We start from the raw sequence: 20,268 nt of genomic DNA on the forward strand, positions 1-20,268 counted from the left end.
CGCTCAGCGCCTAACCAACCAGAGGATCACGCGACACAACCGCTACACCACCCCGCTGGACTTGACCGGTGCCGGGACGCGGCTGCCGGTTCGCTCACTGAACGGCGCTCGGAGGCGCTATAGCCCTGTTGACGGTCGGCACGTCCCGGGGTTACTGCCGAGTCCCGCAGATCTCTTGATGGACGTCGACTCGTCAAGCGCTTGGGGCGGTAACCCAGCAGCCACCTCGGGTGCATCGGCAACCCATCTAAAGCCACCGACACCAGCCATGCTGCACCAGTGAGCGCCTCCGGCGTCCCTTCGGGATCGAGCAAGCTCGACTCTTGACACACACCACCCCGACCAGGGAAGGAACGCAGCTATCCCGGAGCCGCTGAGAGGTTCGGAGACAAGGTCCAGGAAGCTCCTCCGCCTGGACGGGTCGGGGAGTTCCTAGTCCGGAAGGTTCGGGGTGTTCTCTTTGCCCGCAGGGTTCGCGAGACTCCCGAACTGGCACTTTGTGCACCACCTGAGCAAATCCCGGCGACCCGGACGCTCAACTGGTGCACAAGGTGCGGGCTCGGACACCAAGTCGGGACCTCGGACAGGAAATGACCTGTCCCCTGTCCCCACACGGTGTCCGAGGTCCCCACAACCGCACTGCCACTGGCTGTCACACCCCGAGAAGGTGTCCGCGGTCCCCACCGCCGCACGGCCGTCAGCCCCGGCCCGGCGATCGGCCTCCCGATGACAGGTTGTGCGGCCGCTGGCGCCTAACGAGCCGCCAGTGGTCGAACAACCATCCAGCGGACGCCGCGACGAGCCACCAGCCGGCCAACAACCGGCCAGTGGTCGAAGAACCTGCCAGTGGTCCACCATCCCGTCAGCGGCAGCTCCGCATCGGCACTTCCACCAGCCACCGGGGGCGAAAACCCAGCCCCGGAAGCCCCTTGTGTACCGGCCGACAGGAAGTAGTCGCCGCAACACCACCCCGACGTGTGCCCCCACGCCTGGAACCTCCGCGACCACCCCAGCACTACCTGTCGCTCGGTACACGCCACCTCCGAAAACACCACCCCGACTCGGCTCATACCTCTCCGCGGGATCCGCGTAGCTGCGTCCTTCCCTGGTCGGGATGGGGTGGGTCAAGAGTCGGAACTTGTTCCGATCCCGAAGGGACGCGGAGCGCTCTTGACGCACCCCATCCCGACTAGCACCATCACGCAGCGGAGACCGCGAACCACCTCCGCCTATGCCAGGGGCAACCACCCGCCCTCATGCAGGGACGACCACTCCCGCCCCACCCACCGACGTACCAGCCGACCCCGTGAACCCACGTACCCACGAGCCACAGACCGACGTACTCGTGCGGTGGCGAGTATGCCGGTCCGTGGGGAAGCGGGTCAGGCCAGGGAGACCAGGTCTAGGTAGTCGTTGGTCCAGAGGTCTTCGGTGGCGTCCGGAAGGATGAGGACCCGGTCGGGGCGGAGGGCCTCGATGGCGCCTTCGTCGTGGGTGACCATGACGATCGCGCCGGGGTAGTTGCCGACTGCGCCGAGTACCTCGTCGCGGGAGGCCGGGTCGAGGTTGTTGGTGGGCTCGTCCAGTAGCAACACGTTCGCGCCCGAGTGGACCAGGCCGGCCAGGGCCAGCCGGGTCTTCTCGCCACCCGAGAGCACGCGGGCGGGCTTGTCCGCGTCGTCGCCGCTGAACAGGAAGGACCCGAGGACGTTCCGGACCTCCCCGTCGGTCAGCCCGGGAGCTACGGACGCCAGGTTCTGCCGGACCGTGCCGGCCAGGTCGAGTGTGTCGTGCTCCTGCGCGAAGTACCCGAGTCGCAGGCCGTGGCCGTGGACGACCCGGCCGGAGTCGGGCAGTTCCCGGCCGGCCAGGATCCGCAGCAGCGTGGTCTTGCCCGCGCCGTTGAGCCCGAGGATCACCAGCCGGCTCCCCCGGTCGACGGCGAGGTCGACGCCGTTGAGCACCTGGAGTCCGCCGTACGCCTTGGTCAGGCTGATCGCGCCCAGCGGGGTCCGTCCGGACGGCGCGGGTTCGGGCAGCCTGATCCGGGCCACCCGCGCCACCCGGCGTACCGGCTCCAGGTCGGAGAGCAGCTTGTCCGCGCGGCGGGCCATGTTCCGGGCGGCCACGGCTGTGGTCGCTCCCGCGCGCATCTTGTCTGCCTGGGCGTGCAGCACCGCGGCCTTCCGCTCAGCCGTACTGCGCTCGCGGGCGCGGCGGCGCTCGTCGGTCTCCACCTGGTCGAGGTACTTCTTCCAGCCGGTGTTGTGGAGGTCGATCGTGGTGCGCTGCGGGTCCAGGTGGAACACCCGGTTGACCGTGGCGGCAAGCAGGTCCCGGTCGTGGCTGATCACGACCAGGCCGCCCTGGTAGCCGAGCAGGAACGACCGCAGCCACAGCACGGAGTCGGCGTCCAGGTGGTTGGTCGGCTCGTCGAGCAGCAGGGTGTCGTGCTCGGCGAACAGGATCCGGGCCAACTCGACCCGGCGACGCTGGCCGCCCGAGAGTTCCCCGACGGGCTGCTCGAGCGCGCGGTTCGGCAGACCGACGCCGGCCGCCAGCCGGGCCGCCTCGGCCTCGGCCGCGTAGCCGCCACCGGCCTGGAACTGCGCTTCAGCTCGCGCATAGGCGGCCATCGCGCGCTCCTGGGCCTCGCCGACGGCGTGACTCATGGCCGCCTCGGCCGTACGGAGCCGCTGCACGGCGACGTCGAGGCCGCGGGCGGACAGGATCCGGGCGGTGACCGTGATGTCGGGGTCGGCGGCGCGCGGGTCCTGCGGCAGGTAGCCGATGGAACCGGTCGCGCTGATGGAGCCGGCCGCCGGGCGGTCCTCGCCGGCCAGGGTCTTCAGGAGGGTGGTCTTGCCCGCGCCGTTCCGGCCGACGAGACCGATGCGGTCGCCGGGGCTGATGTGGAAGGACAGGTCGGACAACAACAGGTGGGCGCCGACGCGGATGTCGACACCGCGGACGGTGATCATGATGGTTACTCTCCGTGGTAGCTGGTGGACGCACTTCTGGTGTGGAAGCGGGTCGCGCAGCTAGACACAGAGGCAAGTAGCCATGCCCCCAGAGTAGATCCGGCCCCAAGAGCACGTCAGGTGATTTTCCGGCCGCCGGTCAGCCCGGGCCGCAGTGGACTCAGCGGGCTTTGGTGGGGAGTTCGACGATGAAGCGGGCGCCGCCTTCGGGGCGGTCCGTGACCGTGATCAGGCCGTGGTGCCACTCGACGTGCCGGGCGACGATCGCCAGGCCGAGGCCGATCCCCCGGCTCTGACCGTCGCCGCCGCCCCGGCCGAACCGCTCGAAGATTCGCTCCCGGTCGGCCTCGGGGATTCCCGGGCCCGCGTCGTCGACGTACACGATGACGCCGCGGCCACCGGCCCGGACGCTGACACCCTTGCAGCCGCCGCCGTGGTCCTCGGCGTTCTCGACCAGGTTCGCGATCACCCGCTCGAGCCGTCGTTTGTCGGCCTCCATGGTCAGGTCGGCCGCGTCCTCGGCGACATCGGTGATCGACCGCCCCGCGGTCGCATCCGCGGCGGCCCGGACCAGATCCGCAATCCGGACGGTCTCCCGCAGACCCTGGTCGCCGCCGTCGTCGCGGGAGATCTCGAGCAGGTCGATCACCAGCCGGCGGAACCGGTCCAGGTCGTCGCCGAGCAGTTCGACCGGCTCCCGCACCACCGGAGGCAGTTCGGTCCGGTGGTTCTGGATCAACTGCATCGAGTTCATCATCGTCATCAGCGGCGTCCGCAACTCGTGGCTGATGTCCCCGGCGAACCGGGCATCGGCCACCACCCGCTGCTCGAGGGCCGCGGCGGTCTGGTTGAACGACCGCGCCAGACCCCCCAGATCCGGGTCGTTCTCGGCCAGCAGCCTGGAATCGAGCCGACCACGAGCCACCGCCGCCGCGACCTGGGTCAGCTCAGCCAACGGCCGCAGGGCCAACGTGCTGGCGAGCCTGCCGACGGCCAGGCCGAGGAGGGCGGTCACGAGGGCGCCGACGATGAGGGTGATCTTCAGCAGCCGCAGGGTCTTGTCGAGACCGGTCAGCGGATGCCACTCGAAGAACGCCTCGCCGGACCGCGTCAGCGGTACGCCGACCGCCAGCACCTGCTGACCCGCCACCTCGATCCGGCGGTTCACCTCGGTCCCGGACTTGGCGGCGTTCACCATGTCCGCCGGAAGATCGACCGGCCGCCCAACCGCGGAGTACCAACGGTTGTTGAAGAACAGCAGCGAGGCGGCCGAGTCGGTCGAGGGCAGCTGGTCGAGGAGTGCCATCACATCCGGGTCCGGCCTCGGGATCGCGACGGTGGTGCACTCGGCGGGATTGTTGCGGCTCGGCCGGCAGGGCGGCGCGGTGGCGAAGAGGCCGTAGTGCAAGGCCGCAGCATTGTCGGCCGTCTCCACAATGGCCGACGAGATCCGCTGCTCGGTGAGGTAGCCCGACACCACGTTGAAGGTGACGAGCGCGAGGGCACCCGACAGGCCAAGGGCGAGCAGGCCGTACGCCAGCATCACCCGGTCCCGCAGGCCGAACCGCCGACGCAACGTCAGCTCACCAGTCGGTACCCGAGGCCCCGGGCGGTGACGAGGTGCTTGGGAGTGGCCGGGTCGTGCTCGATCTTCAGGCGCAGCCGGCGGATGTGGACGTCGACGATCCGGCTGTCGCCGAAGTACCCGTAGCCCCAGACCCGGGAGAGCAGGTGCTCGCGGCTGCACACCTTGCCCTCCGCGCCCGCCAGCTCGGCGAGCAGCTTGAACTCGGTCCGGGTCAGCGGCAGCACCTCGCCGTCGCGGACCACCTCGGCGGCCGCCAGGTCGATCTCCAGGTCGCCGACGACGTACCGGTCGGACGTCCGGCTGCTGGCCGGCTCCACCCGCCGGAGCAGGGCGCGGATCCGGGCCGACAGCTCCTTGGCCACCAGGGGCTTCGTCACGTAGTCGTCCGCGCCGGCCTCCAGCCCGGCGACCACGTCGTGGCTGTCGGTCCTGGCCGTCACCATGATCACCGGGACGTCGCTGGTCCGGCGGATCTCCCGGCAGACGGTGAAGCCGTCCCGGTCCGGCAGCATCAGGTCCAGCAGGACCACGTCCGGCGGCTCCCGGCGGAGGGCGGCCAGGGCATCGAACCCGTTGGCCGCCTCGGAGATCTGGTAGCCCTCGTCCTCGAGGGCGAGCCGAAGCACTCTCCGGATCCGCGGTTCGTCGTCCACCAACAGCAAGCTATGCGCCACCGCCCAAGTGTTGCTCGCGAAAACGCGAACGAAAGGGTGACATCCGTCATGACTTCGTCATCTGCCCGCGCGGCGCCGATGACAAGGGTTTGACAGTTCCGTGAAACACCCCCGGGTTCTGGCCGGCCGACCCTACGTTCGGCCTCATCGAGTTTCCGAGGAGGACCAATGGCCAGTTCCGCAAGACGCTTCGCGACCGCATCCATCTTTGCCGTCGTGGGCCTCATGCTGGCAGCCTGCAACGCCGGTAACAGCGGCACCGTCGGCGCGGCGGGTGGAGGTACGACCGGCAACCCGGTCGCGGGCGGCACCCTGAACATGCTCGGGGCGGGTGACGTCGACTACATGGACCCGAACATCAGCTACTACTCAGTCGGCTACCTGAACCTGCGGATGTGGAGCCGCCAGCTGTTCACCTACCCGGCCGATCCGGGCGGCAAGAACACCGCGCCGGTGGCCGACCTGGCCACCACGATCCCGACCGCGGCCAACGGCGGGATCAGCGCGGACGGCAAGACCTACACGATCAAGATCCGGCCCGGGGCGCAGTGGAACACCTCACCGGCCCGCCAGGTCACCGCCGCCGACATGGTGCTCGGTGTGAAGCGGACCGCGAACCCGGTGCAGCCCTTCGGCGGCATCCCGGACTTCGCGAACCTGATCGTCGGTTACAAGGCGTTCGCGGACGGCTTCACCAAGGTGGCGAAGACGCCGGCCGCGATCGCGGACTACATCAACAAGACGCCGCTGCCGGGCGTGGTCGCCAAGGACCAGACGACGGTGGTCTTCAAGCTCACCCAGCCGGCCACCTACTTCGTCGACATGCTGACGCTGTCGGCCTTCTCGCCGGCTCCGGTCGAGGTGCTCAAGTACCTGCCGGCCAGCACCGAGCTCGGCAACAACTTCCCCTCCGACGGTCCGTACAAGGTGGACTCCTGGGTGCCGACCAAGTCGGTCAACTACTCCCGGAACCCGGCCTGGAACGCGTCCACCGACCCGGTCCGCAAGGCCTACGTGGACAAGGTCGTGGTGAACGAGACGACCAGCCAGGACTCGGTCCAGCAGCAGTTGCAGACCGGTACGCCGAGCGCCGACGTCGAGTGGGACGTCGCGCCGCCGCCGTCGCAGATCCCCGCGCTGCAGGCGAAGAAGGACCCGAACCTGAACCTGGGCGACACCGCGAGCAGCAACCCGTACGTCGTCTACAACACGGCCTCGCCGAACAACAACAAGGCGCTGGCCAACCCCAAGGTCCGCCAGGCGCTCAGCTTCGCGATCAACCGTGACCACATCCTGCAGGTGCTCGGCGGCCCGACGCTCAACCCGCCGCTGACCCACGTGCTGCCGGACGTGATCGTCGGTTCGAAGCAGATCGACCCGTACCCCTACAACCCGGACAAGGCCAAGCAACTGCTCGCCGAGGCCGGCTTCCCGCACCTGACGTTGAAGTTCCTGTACCGCAACGCCACCGAGGGAAGCAGCAAGTCCTTCCAGACGATCCAGCAGGACCTGTCGAAGGTGGGCATCACCGTGGTCGGCGTACCGTCGCCCAACGCGGACTTCTACGTGAAGTACCTGCAGGTGCCGAGCGTCGCGCAGCGCGGCGTCTGGGACGTCTCGCTGGCCGGCTGGGGAGCCGACTGGTACGGCAACGCGGCCGTGTCCTTCTTCAACCCGCTGTTCTCGGGCCAGCCGTCCTTCCCGCCGGTGGGCAGCAACTTCGGCCTCTACAACAGCCCGGCGACCAACGCCCTGATCGCTCAGGCGGTCGCGGCACCGACCGCCGACGCGGCAGCCGCACTGTGGGCCAAGGCGGACGCCCAGGTGATGGCGGACGCGGCGTTCTACCCGCTCACCAACAACAAGCAGGCGAACTACCACGCCGAGCAGGTGAACAACGCGGTCTACGTCCCGTCGCTGCAGAACTTCGACCCGACGAACGTCTGGCTGACCAAGGGCAAGCAGGGCTGATCGATGGCTCTACTCGAAGTCCAGGACCTCCGGGTCTCGTTCGACACCCCGGACGGCACCGTACGCGCCGTCCGGGGGCTGTCCTTCAGCGTTGACCGCGGCCAGACCCTGGCCGTGGTCGGCGAGTCCGGTTCGGGCAAGAGCGTCGCCACCCAGACCATCACCGGTCTGACCCGCGGCGCGCAGATCTCCGGTACCGCGTACTTCGAGGGCACCGACCTGATCAGCGCGGACGCCGCGACGTTGCGGCGGTTGCGCGGGGCCGAGATCGGGATGATCTTCCAGGACCCGCTGTCCAGCCTGCACCCGCACTACCGGATCGGCTGGCAGATCGTCGAGATGATCCAGGCGCACGACCACGAGATCTCCAAGCGGGCGGCCCGCCGCCGGGCCGCCGACCTGCTCACGCTGGTCGGCATCCCGCGGGCGGCGGAGCGGATCGACGACTACCCGCACCAGTTCTCCGGCGGGATGCGGCAGCGGGTGATGATCGCGATGGCGATGGCACTCGACCCGGCGCTGCTGATCGCGGACGAGCCGACCACCGCACTGGACGTGACGGTCCAGGCCCAGGTGCTGAACGTGATGCGCCGGCTGCAGGAGGAGTTCGGCACCGCGATCATCCTGATCACCCACGATCTCGGGGTGGTCGCGGAGATGTCGGACGAGGTGATCGTGATGTACGCGGGCGCGATGATGGAGCGGGCGCCGCGCCGGGACATCTTCTACCGCAACCATCACCCCTACACCCAAGGGCTGCTGGCCTCGTTGCCGGCACAGAGCGGTAAGCGGCTGACCCCGATCGCGGGCAGCCCGCCGAGCCTGATCAACCTGCCGAAGGGCTGCCCGTTCGCGGCCCGGTGCCCGCACGTGTTCGACCGCTGCCGGGTGGAGACCCCGCCGGCGACCGACGTCTGGGGGGATCCACGGCACCAGTCGGCCTGCTGGCTGGACCACAACGTGAGCGAGGCGGTGGCTTCATGACGGAGGCCTTGACCCAACCCGTGACGCAACCGGTGACCCAACCGCTGTTGCGCGTACGGGACGTCCGCAAGGAGTTCCCGACGCACGGCCGGGAGGTCGTCCGGGCGGTCGACGGAGTCTCGCTGGAGGTGCGCAAGGGCGAGACTCTCGGCCTGGTCGGCGAGACCGGCTGCGGCAAGTCGACCCTGGCCCGCTGCATCGCCCACCTGTACGACGTGACGTCGGGCTCGGTGGAGTTCGACGGGACCGAGCTGACCGGGTTGTCCCGCCGGGCGATGCGGCCGCTGCGCCGCGAGATCCAGATGATCTTCCAGGATCCGTACGGCTCGCTGAACCCGCGCCGCCGGGTGGGCTCCATCATCGGCGACCCGTTCGCCATCCACGGCATCTCCGCCGGGGCGGAGCGGAAGCGCAAGGTGCAGGAACTGATGGAGGTGGTCGGGCTCAACCCCGAGCACTACAACAGGTTCCCGGCCGAGTTCTCCGGCGGCCAGCGGCAGCGGATCGGGGTCGCCCGGGCGCTGGCGCTGCGGCCGAAGCTGGTGATCTGCGACGAGCCGGTGTCGGCCCTGGACGTGTCGATCCAGGCGCAGATCATCAACCTGCTCGCCGATCTGCAGAAGGAGTTCGACCTCACCTACTTGTTCATCTCGCACGACCTGTCGGTGGTCCGGCACGTGAGCGACCGGATCGCGGTGATGTACCTGGGCAAGCTGGTCGAGGTCGCGCCGACCGAGGAGTTGTTCCAGCAGACGCGCCATCCCTACACCCGCGCGCTGCTCTCGGCGCTCCCGGTCGCCGACCCGGACACGGCCGACAGCCGCGAGCAGATCATTCTCGCCGGTGACATCCCGTCGGCGACGAACCCGCCGGCGGGATGCAGGTTCCACACCCGGTGCCCGAAGGCCCGGGCAACCTGCGCCGCCGCGGAGCCCGGGCTCGACCCGGTGCTCGACGACGGCCCGGCGCACCGGACCGCCTGCTTCTTCCCGTTGACGATCGGCGAGGACCTGTCGACCGCCGTACCGGATCTGAAGGCGTCATGACCGCGTCCCTGGAGATGCTCGAGACGTCGGCGCCGGCGATCGAGGGGCGGAGCCCGTTCCTGCTGGCGTTCCGGCGGCTGCGCCGGGACAAGGTGGCGATGGTCTCGCTCGTGGTGATCGTGCTGATCGTGCTGATGGCGGTCTTCGCGCCGCTGTTCGCGATGATCACCGGACACCCGCCGAACGAGCAGTACCGCGACATCGGGCTGACGCCCGACGGTCTGCCGCGGGGTCCCAACGGGACGTTCTGGCTCGGCACCGACGATCTCGGCCGGGACATCTTGGTCCGGATCGCCTACGGAGCCAGGGTTTCGCTGCTGGTCGGCGTCGCCGCGACGGCGATCACCGTTGCCGTCGGCATCGTGCTTGGGCTGGCGGCCGGCTTCCTGGGCGGGGTGGTGGACACCATCCTGGCGCGGCTGATCGACGTGGTGCTGTCGGTGCCGTTCCTGCTGGTGGCGATCGCGCTGGTGTCGGTGACCGGGCCGAGCCTGTCGATCACCGTGCTGGTGATCGGGTTCTTCAGCTGGGCCTCGGTGGCCAGGATCGTCCGCGGTCAGGTGCTGTCGCTGCGCGAGCGCGAGTTCGTCGAGGCGGCGCGCTCGCTCGGCGCCGGGGACACCAGGATCATGTTCGTCGACGTGCTGCCGAACGTGCTCGCGCCGGTGATCGTCTACACCACGCTGCTGATCCCGGTGGTCATCGTTACCCAGGCGACGTTGTCCTTCCTGGGGCTCGGGCTGCCGCCACCCACGGCCGACTGGGGCGGCATGATCAGCGCCTCGCAGAACTACTACACCACCGCCTGGTGGTTCATCCTCTTCCCCGGTCTCGCGCTGCTGATCACGACGCTCGCCTTCAACCTGTTCGGCGACGGCGTCCGGGACGCGTTCGACCCGCGGGCGGACCGGCTCCGGTGAGGGAGGTTCCGACATGCTGGCATTCCTGATCCGCCGCATCGGTCACGGCATCCTGGTGCTCTGGCTGATCACCATCGCCGTCTTCGGCCTGTTCTTCGTTGCCCCGAGCAACGTTGCGCAGTCGCTCGCCGGCCGGCAGGCCACACCGGAGACGATCGCCCTGGTCAAGCATCGGCTGGGACTCGACCTGCCGATCTGGCGGCAGTACCTGAACTTCCTCGAGAACGCCCTGCACGGCAACCTGGGCTTCGACTACTACCACCAGGTGCCGGTGACGACGATCATCGCCCAGGCGCTACCGGTGACGGTGTCACTCGCCCTCGGCGCCGCCGTACTGTGGTTGCTCCTCGGGGTGTTCAACGGGGTGATCTCGGCGGTGTATCCGCGCTCGCTGGCCGATCGCGGACTCACCCTGTTCTCGTTGTTCTTCTACTCGTTCCCGTCGTTCCTGCTCGGTCTGCTGCTGCTGTACTTCCTGTACTTCCGGCTGACCCTGGCCGGGTACGAGTGGTTCCCGGCCGGCGGCTACACCGGCATCACCGAGGGCCTGGGGTCCTGGGTGCAGCATCTGGTGTTGCCGTGGATCGCGCTCGCGCTGCTGCTGGCGGCGACGTACACGCGGTTGACTCGCGGGTCGATGCTCGACGTGCTGGGCGAGGACTACATCCGTACCGCGCGGTCGAAGGGCATCCGGGAGAGCCGGGTGGTGGTGCGGCACGGGCTGCGGAGCGCGTTGACGCCGGTGGTCACCCAGTTCGGCATCGACCTGGGCCAGCTGATCGGCGGTGTGGTCGTGATCGAGTCCGTGTTCAGCCTTCCAGGGCTCGGCAAGACCGCGGTGGTGGCGATCAACCAGCAGGACCTCCCGGTGATCATCGGCATCGTGCTGTTCGCCTCCGCCTGTGTGGTGGCAGCGAACATCCTGGTCGACATCGTGTACGCCGTACTCGATCCGCGGGTGCGGTTGCACTAGCGCAGGGCACTAAACAGCCCCCGGGTCGCGGTTCTGGGGATCCGCGGCACCAGGGGGAGGCGCCCGAGGGGTCAGGCGCCCATATGAAAGTCAGCTCGTCCGCTGAGCTTTGATGGGACAGCTCAGCGGACGAGCTGGCGATTTTGCTCAGCGGGCTGGACGAGGCAGCCGTACTCCGCTGAGGTATCCCGCGTGGCTCCAGGCCGATCAGAGCTGGCGTCACCCGGCCGCCTGATGTGGGTGGGTGGTCGCCAGATGTAGGTAGCTCTTGCCGATGAGCGGGGTGCCCTGAGCGCCGTACAAAAGAATCGCCGGTTCCTCGAGGGACCGGGTTTCACACGATTCTTTTCCCAGGGGACGACGAATGACGCTCACACCTCAGTTGCTCGAGGTACTTCGGACGCACGTCGCGGGCCGGGTCGTCGGGGCAGATGACCCGGCGTGGGACGTGGAGCGGGGTGCGTGGCATCTGCTCGCGGACCAGCGGCCTGCGGCCGTCGTACACGTCACCGGCGCGGACGACATCGCAGCCACGATCCGCTTCGCCCGTCGGCAAGAGCTGGCGGTCTCCGCCCAGCCGGTCGGTCACGGCGCCTCGCCTGCGGTGAACGGGACGATCCTGCTCCGCACCGGCGGGCTCACCGCGATCGACGTCGACATCGCCTCAGGGGTGGTGCGGGTCGAGGCCGGCGTTCGCTGGCGTGACCTGAACGACGCGCTGACCGGGACTGGGCTGACCAGCCTGCCGGGGAGTTCCGGTGACACGACCGTCGTCGGATACACCCTTGGCGGTGGGCTGAGCTGGTTCGGCCGGAAGTACGGGCAGGCCGCGAACTCGGTGCGGTCTTTCGAGCTGGTCAACGCGCACGGAGACTTCCATCGGGTCACCCACGAGTCGGATCCGGAGCTGTTCTGGGCGCTGCGTGGCGGCGGTGGCGAGTTCGGGATCATCGTCGCGATGGAGCTGGAACCGCGGCTCGCGCCGGAGATCCAGGGCGGCCGGATGCTGTGGCCGATCGAGCACGCGCGCGACGTACTGCGGGCGTTCGCCGACGTCACCGCGACCGCGCCCGAGGAGCTGACGCTGTGGGCCTGGTTGCTGAACCTGCCCGACGTGTCGTTCGTGCCCGAGCCCTTGCGGGGGAAGTGGGTCGCGGCCGTCGACTCGACGTTCCTCGGGTCCGAGGAGGACAACGAGAAGCTGCTCGCGCCGCTGCGCGCGGTGGCGGAGCCCATCGCCGACACCGTTGCGAGGGTTCCGCTGAGTGGGCTGGGGTCGATCGCGCAGGAGCCGGACGAGCCGGTGCCCGGGCTGATCAAGACGGTGCTGCTGTCAGGGTTCGACTCCGACGCGATCGACTCGCTCCTCGAGGTCGCCGCCCCGGGTACGCCGTCCTCGCTGTTCGCGTTCGAGGTCCGGCACCTCGGCGGTGCGCTGGCACGCTCGGACGAATCCCAGGGGGTCGCCGGGGTGATCGAGGAGCCGTACCTCCTTCTCTTCGGCGGTTTCGTCGCTGGTCCGGGGATGGCGGAGATGATCGAGGGGGCTATCGACGGCGTGGAGGCGAAGATGGCGCCGTGGATCACCGGCCACAACATCCCCAACTTCAGCACCGCCGAGCCCTTGACGACTCTGTACTCGGCGGAGTCACTGGACAGGCTGCGCGCGATCAAGCACCGGGTCGACCCTCGGGGCACTATCCGAGGCAACCGGCCGATCTCCTAGTCCCCACCCGCCGCCATCCCGCACTCGCGGGGTGTCGGCGGGCCTCGTTCAGCTGGCTCGCCTCGTTCTCAGGCCGACTGGCGGGACTCTTCAGCTAGGTCGAGGGTTTTGGCGATAGTGGCTGCTTCTCGGCGGGTCCGGGCATCGAGGCGGGACAGGATGGCCGAGACGTGGTGGTCGACCGTGCGCACCGAGACGACCAGCTTCTCCGCGATCTCTGCGTTGGTGTGGCCCTCGACCAGCAGGCGCAGTACGTCGACCTGGCGGTCGGTGAGGCCGGCCGGGTTGTTCCTGGACCGGGCCTGGCTGCCGCGGGGGATGCGGCTCACACCGAGCCGCCTGAGCTGCCGGCGTACCAGCGAGGCGGCCGGTGCCGCGCCCAGGTTGAGCAGGATCTGGAGCGCCTGCAACGTCGGTTCACGCTCCCCCGACCCTCCCATCGCCAGCGCCTGCTCGTACGGCGTGTCCTCCCACGCGCCGGCGTACTCCAACCCGGTGCACCCTCGACCGCCGTTCCCCAAGGCTTCACTCCATTCGGCCGTGGCATCGGCGAGGGTGAGATACCGGCCGAGCTCACGGTACGCCGGGGCGGTCAGCACCTCGTCGCCCAGATCGTCGCGAACGGATTCCGCCAGAGCGGGTCGATCGTTCAGCCACGCCCACTCGACGTAGGCCGTCGCGGCATAGGCCAACCCGAGCACCGACCGCTGACGGCGAGCCCGATCCCACGCATCGGCAAGCAACTCTTCCGCCGCGGCATCACCCCGACGAGCAAGAACGCGGCCGAGGCTCGAGGCGCTGAGCACCGACAGCATGCCGGGCTCCTCCACGGTGTCGATCAACCACCGCAGGTGTTCCTCCGCGGCAGCGAGGTCCCCTCGGCGCATGGTCAGCAACCCACGATGGGTCTCCAGGTTGTACGTGTGCGAGCCGAACCCGCGCTCCCGGGTGAACTCCAGGCCGGCCGAGATCGTCTCGTCCAGCTCATCCCACCGACGAGCGCGGTAGAGCATCTCGACCAGGTTGGTGTACCCGCGGGCGACGGCTTCGAAGTCCCCGGTGGCCAGCGCCGCGTCGATGCTGATCCGCAGGTTCTCCAACCCACCCGGCCGGTCCAGGTCGCAGTACGCCAGACCGAGATAGTTCAGGCAGAGTGCGGCGAGATCAGTACGGCCGGCCTGTTGCGCGAGAGCGTGTGCCTGCTCCAGCGCCGGGATCGCCTCCTCGGCGGACCCGGTCAGGACCAGCAGCATGCCGCGGCAACCGATCGCGGCCGGCAAGACCTCATCGTTGCCTTGAGCAACTTCCAGAGCACGGTCGACCGAGGCCAGCGCTGCATCCGTCTCACCGGCCAGGTAGCAGTGCCTCGACAGCTGGAGCAACGTCTCAGCCCAGGGCACCGGCTCGCCCAGCTGCTCGAACAGCTCGACGGCATCCCTGCACCGCTCCACCGCTTCAGGGAACCTGTGGGCGATGTGCAACTCCCACGCGTACCCCGCCAGCACCTCCGCCCTCAGGGCGGGCGGCAGGCGGTCGCAGTACGGGAAGACCGCTTCGTACTGGGTCAGCGCCTGGCGGTGCGAGCCGGCGCGGGTGGCTTGGCGTGCTGCACGTGGCGCGTACTCCACAATGGTCGCGATGTCGCCCGCGCCGACCGCGTGGTGCACGAGGGCGCAGAGCTCGCCGTCGACGTCGCAGCCGAGGATCAGCCGCACGATGGTTGCGTTCAGCGCTCGCCTGCGGATCGCGGGGAGCGATTGCTCGATCGCCCGCCGTGCGAGCTCGTGCCGGAAATGAACGCCCTGCTCGTCGGTCTCCAGTACGCCCCGTTGCTCGGCGCGGGCGAGGGCGTCGATCCGATCGCCCACCAGCGCCCCGATGTGCTCGAGGTCGACCGGCGTGGGCACAACCGACAGTTGCTCCACCACGGCCACGCTCTCGGGGTCCAGGGTGTGGAGCCGGGCGAGCGTAGCGTCGACCACGGTCGCCGGTACTGCGTCCGCGGGGCCGGCGAGTGCCTCGGTCAGGTAGAACGGGTTGCCGCCGGTCAGCCGGTACAACTCCTCGACGTCCCGGCCGGTGCCGACCGCCATCACCCTGACAGCCTCAGCGGAAAGCGGTTCCAGGCCGATTCGGTGCACCGGCACATCCGTCAGTGCACCCAGCAACGACCGCAACGGGTGACGCGGGTCGATCTCGTCCGCCCGGTAGGTCAGAACCAGTACTGCGCGGAGACGCTGCAGCCGGCGAGCGAGGTACCGCAGGAGGTCCAAAGTGGCGTCATCAGCCCAGTGCAGGTCCTCAACCACCAGCACCGTCGGCTGGGCCCCGTCGAACTCGGCCACTATCGCCTCGAACAACCCATCCGTCGCCTCCGCCTGAAGCGCGGCCTCCAAAGGCCCCCCAGATCCCCGAACCGCATCCCGCAACGGCTGCAAAGGCGGCGGCGCCAGCATGTCGTCACAGGCCCCCCGCAAAACCCGAATCCCACTCCCCAGCCGAGCCACCACCTCCTTCACCACACTCGTCTTCCCAACCCCCGCCTCCCCGGTAACCAGAACCAGAGCCCCCAGCCCCCGGCCGGCCCCCTCAACGGCCCCCACCACCTCGGCGACAACCCGATCCCGCTCCACCAACCGCCCCACAACAACCCCCGATCCGAAAACCTCCACAAACCCCACCCAATCCTCCCACCCCCCGCTGTGGGAACCGCTGTGCCCGCGTGGGCGGACGCATGGGCAGGTGGTGCGTCAGAGCCCTCCGCCCGTGAAGTTGAGGAAGGCCACGGCCCACCCGCACCAGGAGTTGGGTGGTGCTTCTTGCCCGAGAAGCGTGCGTGCACGTGTAGGCGACGGGTGGAGGGCAAGAAGTACCAGCCTGCACCTACCTGTACAGGCGCGCCAGCGATCAGCCGCCCCGAGACGGTTGATCCACAGCAACCGCACCTACCTGCGCCAACCACAACCCCGCAGTACGGGATGTCGAGGAGCGCACTGAGCCCCGTCCTGGCTGACAGGACGGGGCTCAGTCTGCTCAGCGCGAATCCGCGGTGGCCTCAGTATCGAATGTCCCGGGGCTCACTTCGCGCCGCGGCTCACTGCCCAGGCGCCAGCACCGGGCTGTTGTGATAGGCGGCGATCAGCCAGTGGCCGTCCCGCTTCTCGAAGACCCAGGTCGCGTTCACCTTACGCACGTCGTCCGGAACCTCGGTCTCGCCGGCGAACAGGATGCCGGATTCGCTGATGACGATCGCGCCGTCCCTCCCGACGAAGCGGATGCTGAGCTGCTTGTTGTAGGTCGAGCTGCCCTTGAGTGGCCCCTCGAAGCCCAGGGCCATGTTCTTGCGGATGACGTCACGGCTGTCGCGGAGCGAGCCGGTCATGATGGCGGTCGCGTCCGCGGTGTAGTTGGCGACCATGCCGTCGGCGTCGCCGGCCTCCCACGCCTGGTAGGAATCAACCAGCACGGCCTGGATCGCAGCTTCGTCTTCCGCACGACTGTTCGACATCGGATCTCCCTTGTGATTGGCTCGCCCGAAGTGTTCCGGCGAACTCGTCGATACATACCGGCGGCGGGGTCGAAACTCATCGCGCCGCGGTCAAGAGATTCTCGAGGCGTGCTCGACAGAGAGGCTGCCGCAGCAGTCGCCGAGTGCCCCGCTGCTACTCGACCTGCCCTCAGCCGGCTACACCACCCCCGCCGTTGACAAACCCCTGGGCGTCGAGGCCGGTCGCCAGACCGAAAGACGCGAAGACCTCGGAATCCTGGAACACCGAATTCCGGCTGATGCCCTCGGCGGTGACGGTGAAGATCTGGAGCGTGTGCAGCTCGTATCCGCCACCGACGCGCCGGTAGGCGGCGAAGCCGGGCTGGCCGCCGTTGGCCGCGACCTCCTTGAGAAGCCAGTCCTTCCCGGCGGCCCCGAAGACCCACTCCATGAACAGGCCGTAGTTGCTGCGGCCGACGAACCAGTTGAGCATCGGCGGCATCTCCATGAGCACGTCCTCGGTGAGCAGCCGCTTGAGCCCCTCGACGTCGGCGTGCTCGAACGCCTTCATGTAGCGATCGACCCAGGCGCGCTGCTCGGCTACGGACGGCTCGCTGAGAGGTTCCTGCCGGACCCCGACTTCCCTCACCCGGGCACGCGCCCGCTGCAGGGAGCTGTTCACCGATGCGGCGGTAGTGCCGAGGATTTCCGCCGCCTCGGACGCGGAAAAGCTGAGTACGTCACGCAGGATCAGCGCACCGCGCTGACGCGCCGACAGGTGCTGCAGGGCGGCGGCGAACGCCAAGCGCAGGCTGCTGCGGTCGACCACGGCCCTAGCCGGATCGCCCGCGTCCAGCAACGAGTCCGGCAAGGGCTGAAGCCAGGTGTTCTCTCCCTGGACGAGCGGCCCGAGCGGGTCCGACGCGGCCACCAGTCCCGACGGCAGCGGCCGACGGCCGCGAACCTCCAAGGCGGTCAGGCAGACGTTCGTCGCGATCCGGTAGAGCCAGGTGCGCAGTGAGCTGCGAGTAGCGTCGTACTGCTCCCGCGCCCGCCAAGCCCTCAGATACGTGTCCTGGACCAGGTCCTCGGCGTCGTGAGCCGAGCCGAGCATCCGGTAGCAGTACGCCAGCAGCTCCGTTCGGAACGGTTCGACCAGGCGATCGAAGCCGTCGTCTCTCCCTGTCACGCCCATGCCCCTTCTCTGCTCCTACCAAGACCGCCATACCCGACGCCAGCGACACCCATGGCGGGTTCCCAGCAGGCGAGGGCTTCCTCCTGCTGGACCTCAATGCAGCCGCCGGCATACCCGGTAGCTGCTCGGTCATACGACATCCTGACGCCGAAGGCGGACGCGCCCACGTCTATCCGCCGGGCGCGCGCTGGTCGCGTCAAGGACACGGCCTCGACCGCCATGGCCGCCACCACGGCACAGAGATCACGCAGGAAACCCCGGAGCCGCGCCACGGATCTCGATGACCGTGGGCTCACTCTCCACGGGGATGAGCAGTCCCTTCACCGGGCCGACTGTACCAAGCCCCCCGATGCCCGCCAGCCGGGCGCCGACCCCGGGAACAGCCCTGCCCGGACAGACGCGACCGCACGGTCGCACCACCAGTCAGGCCCGCCAACGGTCGGTCAGTTCGTCGTTGCTGGGCGGCGGTCCCGGGAGTTCCGAACCGCCGCGCGGTCGTTCCCCGGGCCGATGCATCGCCTCCAGCATCAGGGTGAGGTACCGATGCCGGAGCTGGTTCGTCCGAGCCTCGTCGCCGAGCTTGATCGACGTGATCTGCTCCAGGATCACTCCGAAGTCCTCGACCACGATCCCCGGCCGGAGGTACTCCTTCGTCCGCGCGTAGATGGCCTCGTTCAGCTCAGCCGCCCGGGCGGCGTCCTGCCAGAGGTCGGGCGTCGGGGTGAACGTTCCCGCCAGCCGCTGGGTCAGTGAGTTGGTGTCAGCGTCGACCAGCGCCTGCAGGAACGCTCCGAACGCAACCCACGGCTCGCGGTCATCGGCGAGTGCCTTCTCCGACTCCTCGATGTACCGGGCCAGCCCGTCGCTGCAGAGCTTGCGGAGCAACTCCTCCTTGCTCGCGTACCGCCGGTAGAGCGCGCTGATGCCGACGCCGGCGCGCTCCGCCACCGCGGAGATCGGGGCGCCGGGATCGGCGATGAACACCGCTCGCGCGGCGGCCAGGATCACTTCGTCGTTGCGGGCCGCCTGCGCCTGCCGGCCACTGAGAGCTTTCGTCATGTCACCCAGCCTACCACTTGAACGGAATGCTCCGTTCCGCTAGAGTTGGAACAGAACAGTTCGTTCCGTTCCAACTTGGAGCCGATGATGACCGCAGTCGTAGAACTCCCCCGCAGCGCAGCCGCCGACGTCGTCGAGGCCGCCCCGCGGCGCCTTCGCCAGCGCTGGCTCGCCTTCTCCGCGGTCATCACCGCGTCGGTGATGGACCTGCTCGACTCGACCGTGATGAACGTCGCCGCCCCCGCCATCCGCGCCGACCTCGGCGGCTCCTACGCGAGCCTTCAGTGGATGGCCGCCGGGTACACGATGGCCTTGGCCGTCCTGCTCCTCGTCGGCGGCCGCCTCGGTGACCTGGTCGGCCGGAAGCAGGCGCTGTTGATCGGCGTCGGCGGGTTCGCCGTGACCTCGTTCCTCTGCGGCCTCGCGGTGTCGTCGGAGATGATGATCGGCGCGCGCGTCGCCCAGGGCGCGTTCGCCGCGATCATGTTGCCGCAGGGCTTCGGACTGGCCCGAGACCTGTTCGAACCGGACGAGCGAGCCAAGGCGTTCGGGTTCTTCGGTCCGGTGATGGGTCTGTCCGCGGTGATCGGCCCGATCGTCGGCGGCACGCTGCTCGACGCGGACCTGCTGGGTACCGGCTGGCGGGCGATCTTCCTGGTGAACATCCCGGTCGGCATCTTCACCTTCATCGTCGCGGCCAAGTACCTGCCGAACACCCAGCCCGTTGGCCGCCGGATCTCGCTGGACATTCCCGGACTGCTGATCGCCGGCACCGGCCTGGTTGCCCTCGTCTACCCGCTGGTGCAGGGTCACGAGATCGGCTGGCCGCTGTGGTCGAAGGCGCTGCTGGTCGCCTCGGTACCGGTGCTCGCCGGGTTCGGTGTCTACCAGTCCCGTCGGCACCGCAGCGGCGCGACCCCGCTGATCGAGCCCCGGCTGCTGCGGAGCCGCTCGTACCTGTCCGGCGTGCTCTTCGCGGTGGTCTTCTTCGGCGCGATGGCCGGCACGTTCGTCCTGGGTATGTTCCTCCAGGTCGGCCTCGGCTACACCCCGATCCACGCGAGCCTGGCGATGGCGCCCTGGGCCTTCGGGGCGTTGATCGGCTCGGCGGTCTCCGGGATCGCGATGCAGAAGTACGGTCGCAAGTTGCTGCACATCGGCCTGGCGCTGATGGCGATTGGACTGATCGGACTGTACGGCGTGCTGGCGCTGACCGGCCTGAACGTCGGGCACTGGGATCTCGTGGTCCCCAACCTGATCGGCGGAGCCGGTATGGGCATGGTCTTCGTCCCGCTGTTCGACATCATCCTGAGCGGCGTCCGGGACGAGGAGGTCGGCTCGGCCACGGGAATGCTGGGCTCGCTGGAGCAGGTGGGTATCGCGCTCGGTATCGCGGTGATCGGAACCATCTTTATGGGCAAGGTCGCCCACGCCACGCCCACGACCCGCGCCTTGGCCGCACTCGACGGCACCCAGGCGGCTCTCCTCGTAACCGTCGGCGGGATCCTGCTCGCGTTCGCGGTCGGCTTCCTGCTCCCCAAGACCGCCCGAGCCGGCGCCGAGCACTGATCCCAACCAGCCTCGGCCGGTCCTGAGTTGCCTCGCTACCGGCCGGCGCAGGCTGGGCCCCCGGCTCGAGTACCCAGTGATCCGCTTGGATGGGG

General features: G+C 68.9%; 14 protein-coding genes. 7 read left to right on the forward strand and 7 right to left on the reverse strand.

Translation table 11 applies throughout. The features are described 5' to 3' along the window. Positions 1-1,382: 1,382 nt before the first annotated feature. The 3 genes from ACFPJ1_RS00105 to ACFPJ1_RS00115 all read right to left on the reverse strand — a co-directional run bounded on the left by ACFPJ1_RS00105 (position 1,383) and on the right by ACFPJ1_RS00115 (position 5,222). Positions 1,383-2,981 (reverse strand): ABC-F family ATP-binding cassette domain-containing protein, encoded by a 1,599-nt coding sequence (locus ACFPJ1_RS00105; RefSeq protein WP_380100528.1) that lies wholly within the window; start codon positions 2,979-2,981, stop codon positions 1,383-1,385. A 160-nt stretch (positions 2,982-3,141) separates the two neighbouring features. Beyond that, positions 3,142-4,557 carry a HAMP domain-containing sensor histidine kinase gene (locus tag ACFPJ1_RS00110; RefSeq protein WP_380100530.1) on the reverse strand — a complete coding sequence of 472 codons (1,416 nt, stop codon included), beginning with the start codon at positions 4,555-4,557 and terminating at the stop codon, positions 3,142-3,144. Positions 4,558-4,559: 2 nt separating this feature from the next. Further along, a complete protein-coding gene (locus ACFPJ1_RS00115) occupies positions 4,560-5,222 on the reverse strand; it encodes a response regulator (RefSeq protein ID WP_380100532.1) in 663 nt (220 codons plus the stop codon). A 189-nt stretch (positions 5,223-5,411) separates the two neighbouring features. On the opposite strand from ACFPJ1_RS00115, the gene ACFPJ1_RS00120 reads away from it, so the two are divergent. From ACFPJ1_RS00120 to ACFPJ1_RS00145, 6 genes are all read left to right on the forward strand, one after another. After that, positions 5,412-7,214 (forward strand): ABC transporter substrate-binding protein, encoded by a 1,803-nt coding sequence (locus tag ACFPJ1_RS00120; protein WP_380100535.1) that lies wholly within the window; start codon positions 5,412-5,414, stop codon positions 7,212-7,214. A gap of 3 nt (positions 7,215-7,217) precedes the next feature. Further along, positions 7,218-8,198: an ABC transporter ATP-binding protein gene (locus tag ACFPJ1_RS00125; RefSeq protein ID WP_380100537.1), complete on the forward strand. Its 981-nt coding sequence runs from the start codon at positions 7,218-7,220 to the stop codon at positions 8,196-8,198. After that, positions 8,195-9,244: an ABC transporter ATP-binding protein gene (locus ACFPJ1_RS00130; RefSeq protein ID WP_380100539.1), complete on the forward strand. Its 1,050-nt coding sequence runs from the start codon at positions 8,195-8,197 to the stop codon at positions 9,242-9,244. Before ACFPJ1_RS00125 ends, ACFPJ1_RS00130 begins: the two co-directional genes overlap by 4 nt. After that, entirely contained in the window at positions 9,241-10,164 is a 924-nt protein-coding gene (locus ACFPJ1_RS00135) for an ABC transporter permease (protein WP_380100541.1), read from the forward strand. Before ACFPJ1_RS00130 ends, ACFPJ1_RS00135 begins: the two co-directional genes overlap by 4 nt. A 13-nt stretch (positions 10,165-10,177) precedes the next feature. Then, the gene (locus tag ACFPJ1_RS00140) at positions 10,178-11,137 is read left to right on the forward strand and encodes an ABC transporter permease (RefSeq protein ID WP_380100544.1); all 960 of its coding nucleotides are present in this window, start codon (positions 10,178-10,180) and stop codon (positions 11,135-11,137) included. A gap of 364 nt (positions 11,138-11,501) precedes the next feature. After that, the gene (locus ACFPJ1_RS00145) at positions 11,502-12,863 is read left to right on the forward strand and encodes an FAD-binding oxidoreductase (protein WP_380100546.1); all 1,362 of its coding nucleotides are present in this window, start codon (positions 11,502-11,504) and stop codon (positions 12,861-12,863) included. 68 nt (positions 12,864-12,931) lie between these two features. Here ACFPJ1_RS00145 and ACFPJ1_RS00150 read toward each other — a convergent pair whose 3' ends face one another. From ACFPJ1_RS00150 to ACFPJ1_RS00165, 4 genes are all read right to left on the reverse strand, one after another. After that, positions 12,932-15,544, reverse strand: a complete 2,613-nt coding sequence (locus ACFPJ1_RS00150; RefSeq protein ID WP_380100548.1) for an ATP-binding protein — start codon at positions 15,542-15,544, stop codon at positions 12,932-12,934. Positions 15,545-15,957: 413 nt separating this feature from the next. Beyond that, the gene (locus tag ACFPJ1_RS00155) at positions 15,958-16,371 is read right to left on the reverse strand and encodes an SgcJ/EcaC family oxidoreductase (RefSeq protein WP_380100550.1); all 414 of its coding nucleotides are present in this window, start codon (positions 16,369-16,371) and stop codon (positions 15,958-15,960) included. A gap of 169 nt (positions 16,372-16,540) precedes the next feature. Continuing rightward, on the reverse strand, positions 16,541-17,545 hold the full coding sequence (locus ACFPJ1_RS00160) for a sigma-70 family RNA polymerase sigma factor (protein WP_380100552.1): 1,005 nt from the start codon (positions 17,543-17,545) through the stop codon (positions 16,541-16,543). 423 nt (positions 17,546-17,968) lie between these two features. Beyond that, complete coding sequence (locus ACFPJ1_RS00165) at positions 17,969-18,604, reverse strand: TetR/AcrR family transcriptional regulator (protein WP_380100554.1); 636 nt, start codon at positions 18,602-18,604, stop codon at positions 17,969-17,971. Between the two features lie 87 nt (positions 18,605-18,691). Here ACFPJ1_RS00165 and ACFPJ1_RS00170 point away from each other — a divergent pair, with 87 nt between their 5' ends. After that, on the forward strand, positions 18,692-20,173 hold the full coding sequence (locus ACFPJ1_RS00170; RefSeq protein ID WP_380100556.1) for an MFS transporter: 1,482 nt from the start codon (positions 18,692-18,694) through the stop codon (positions 20,171-20,173). Positions 20,174-20,268 lie beyond the last annotated feature (95 nt).

Origin of the sequence: Kribbella qitaiheensis (assembly GCF_042657745.1) — a bacterium.
GTDB classification, from domain to species: domain Bacteria; phylum Actinomycetota; class Actinomycetes; order Propionibacteriales; family Kribbellaceae; genus Kribbella; species Kribbella qitaiheensis.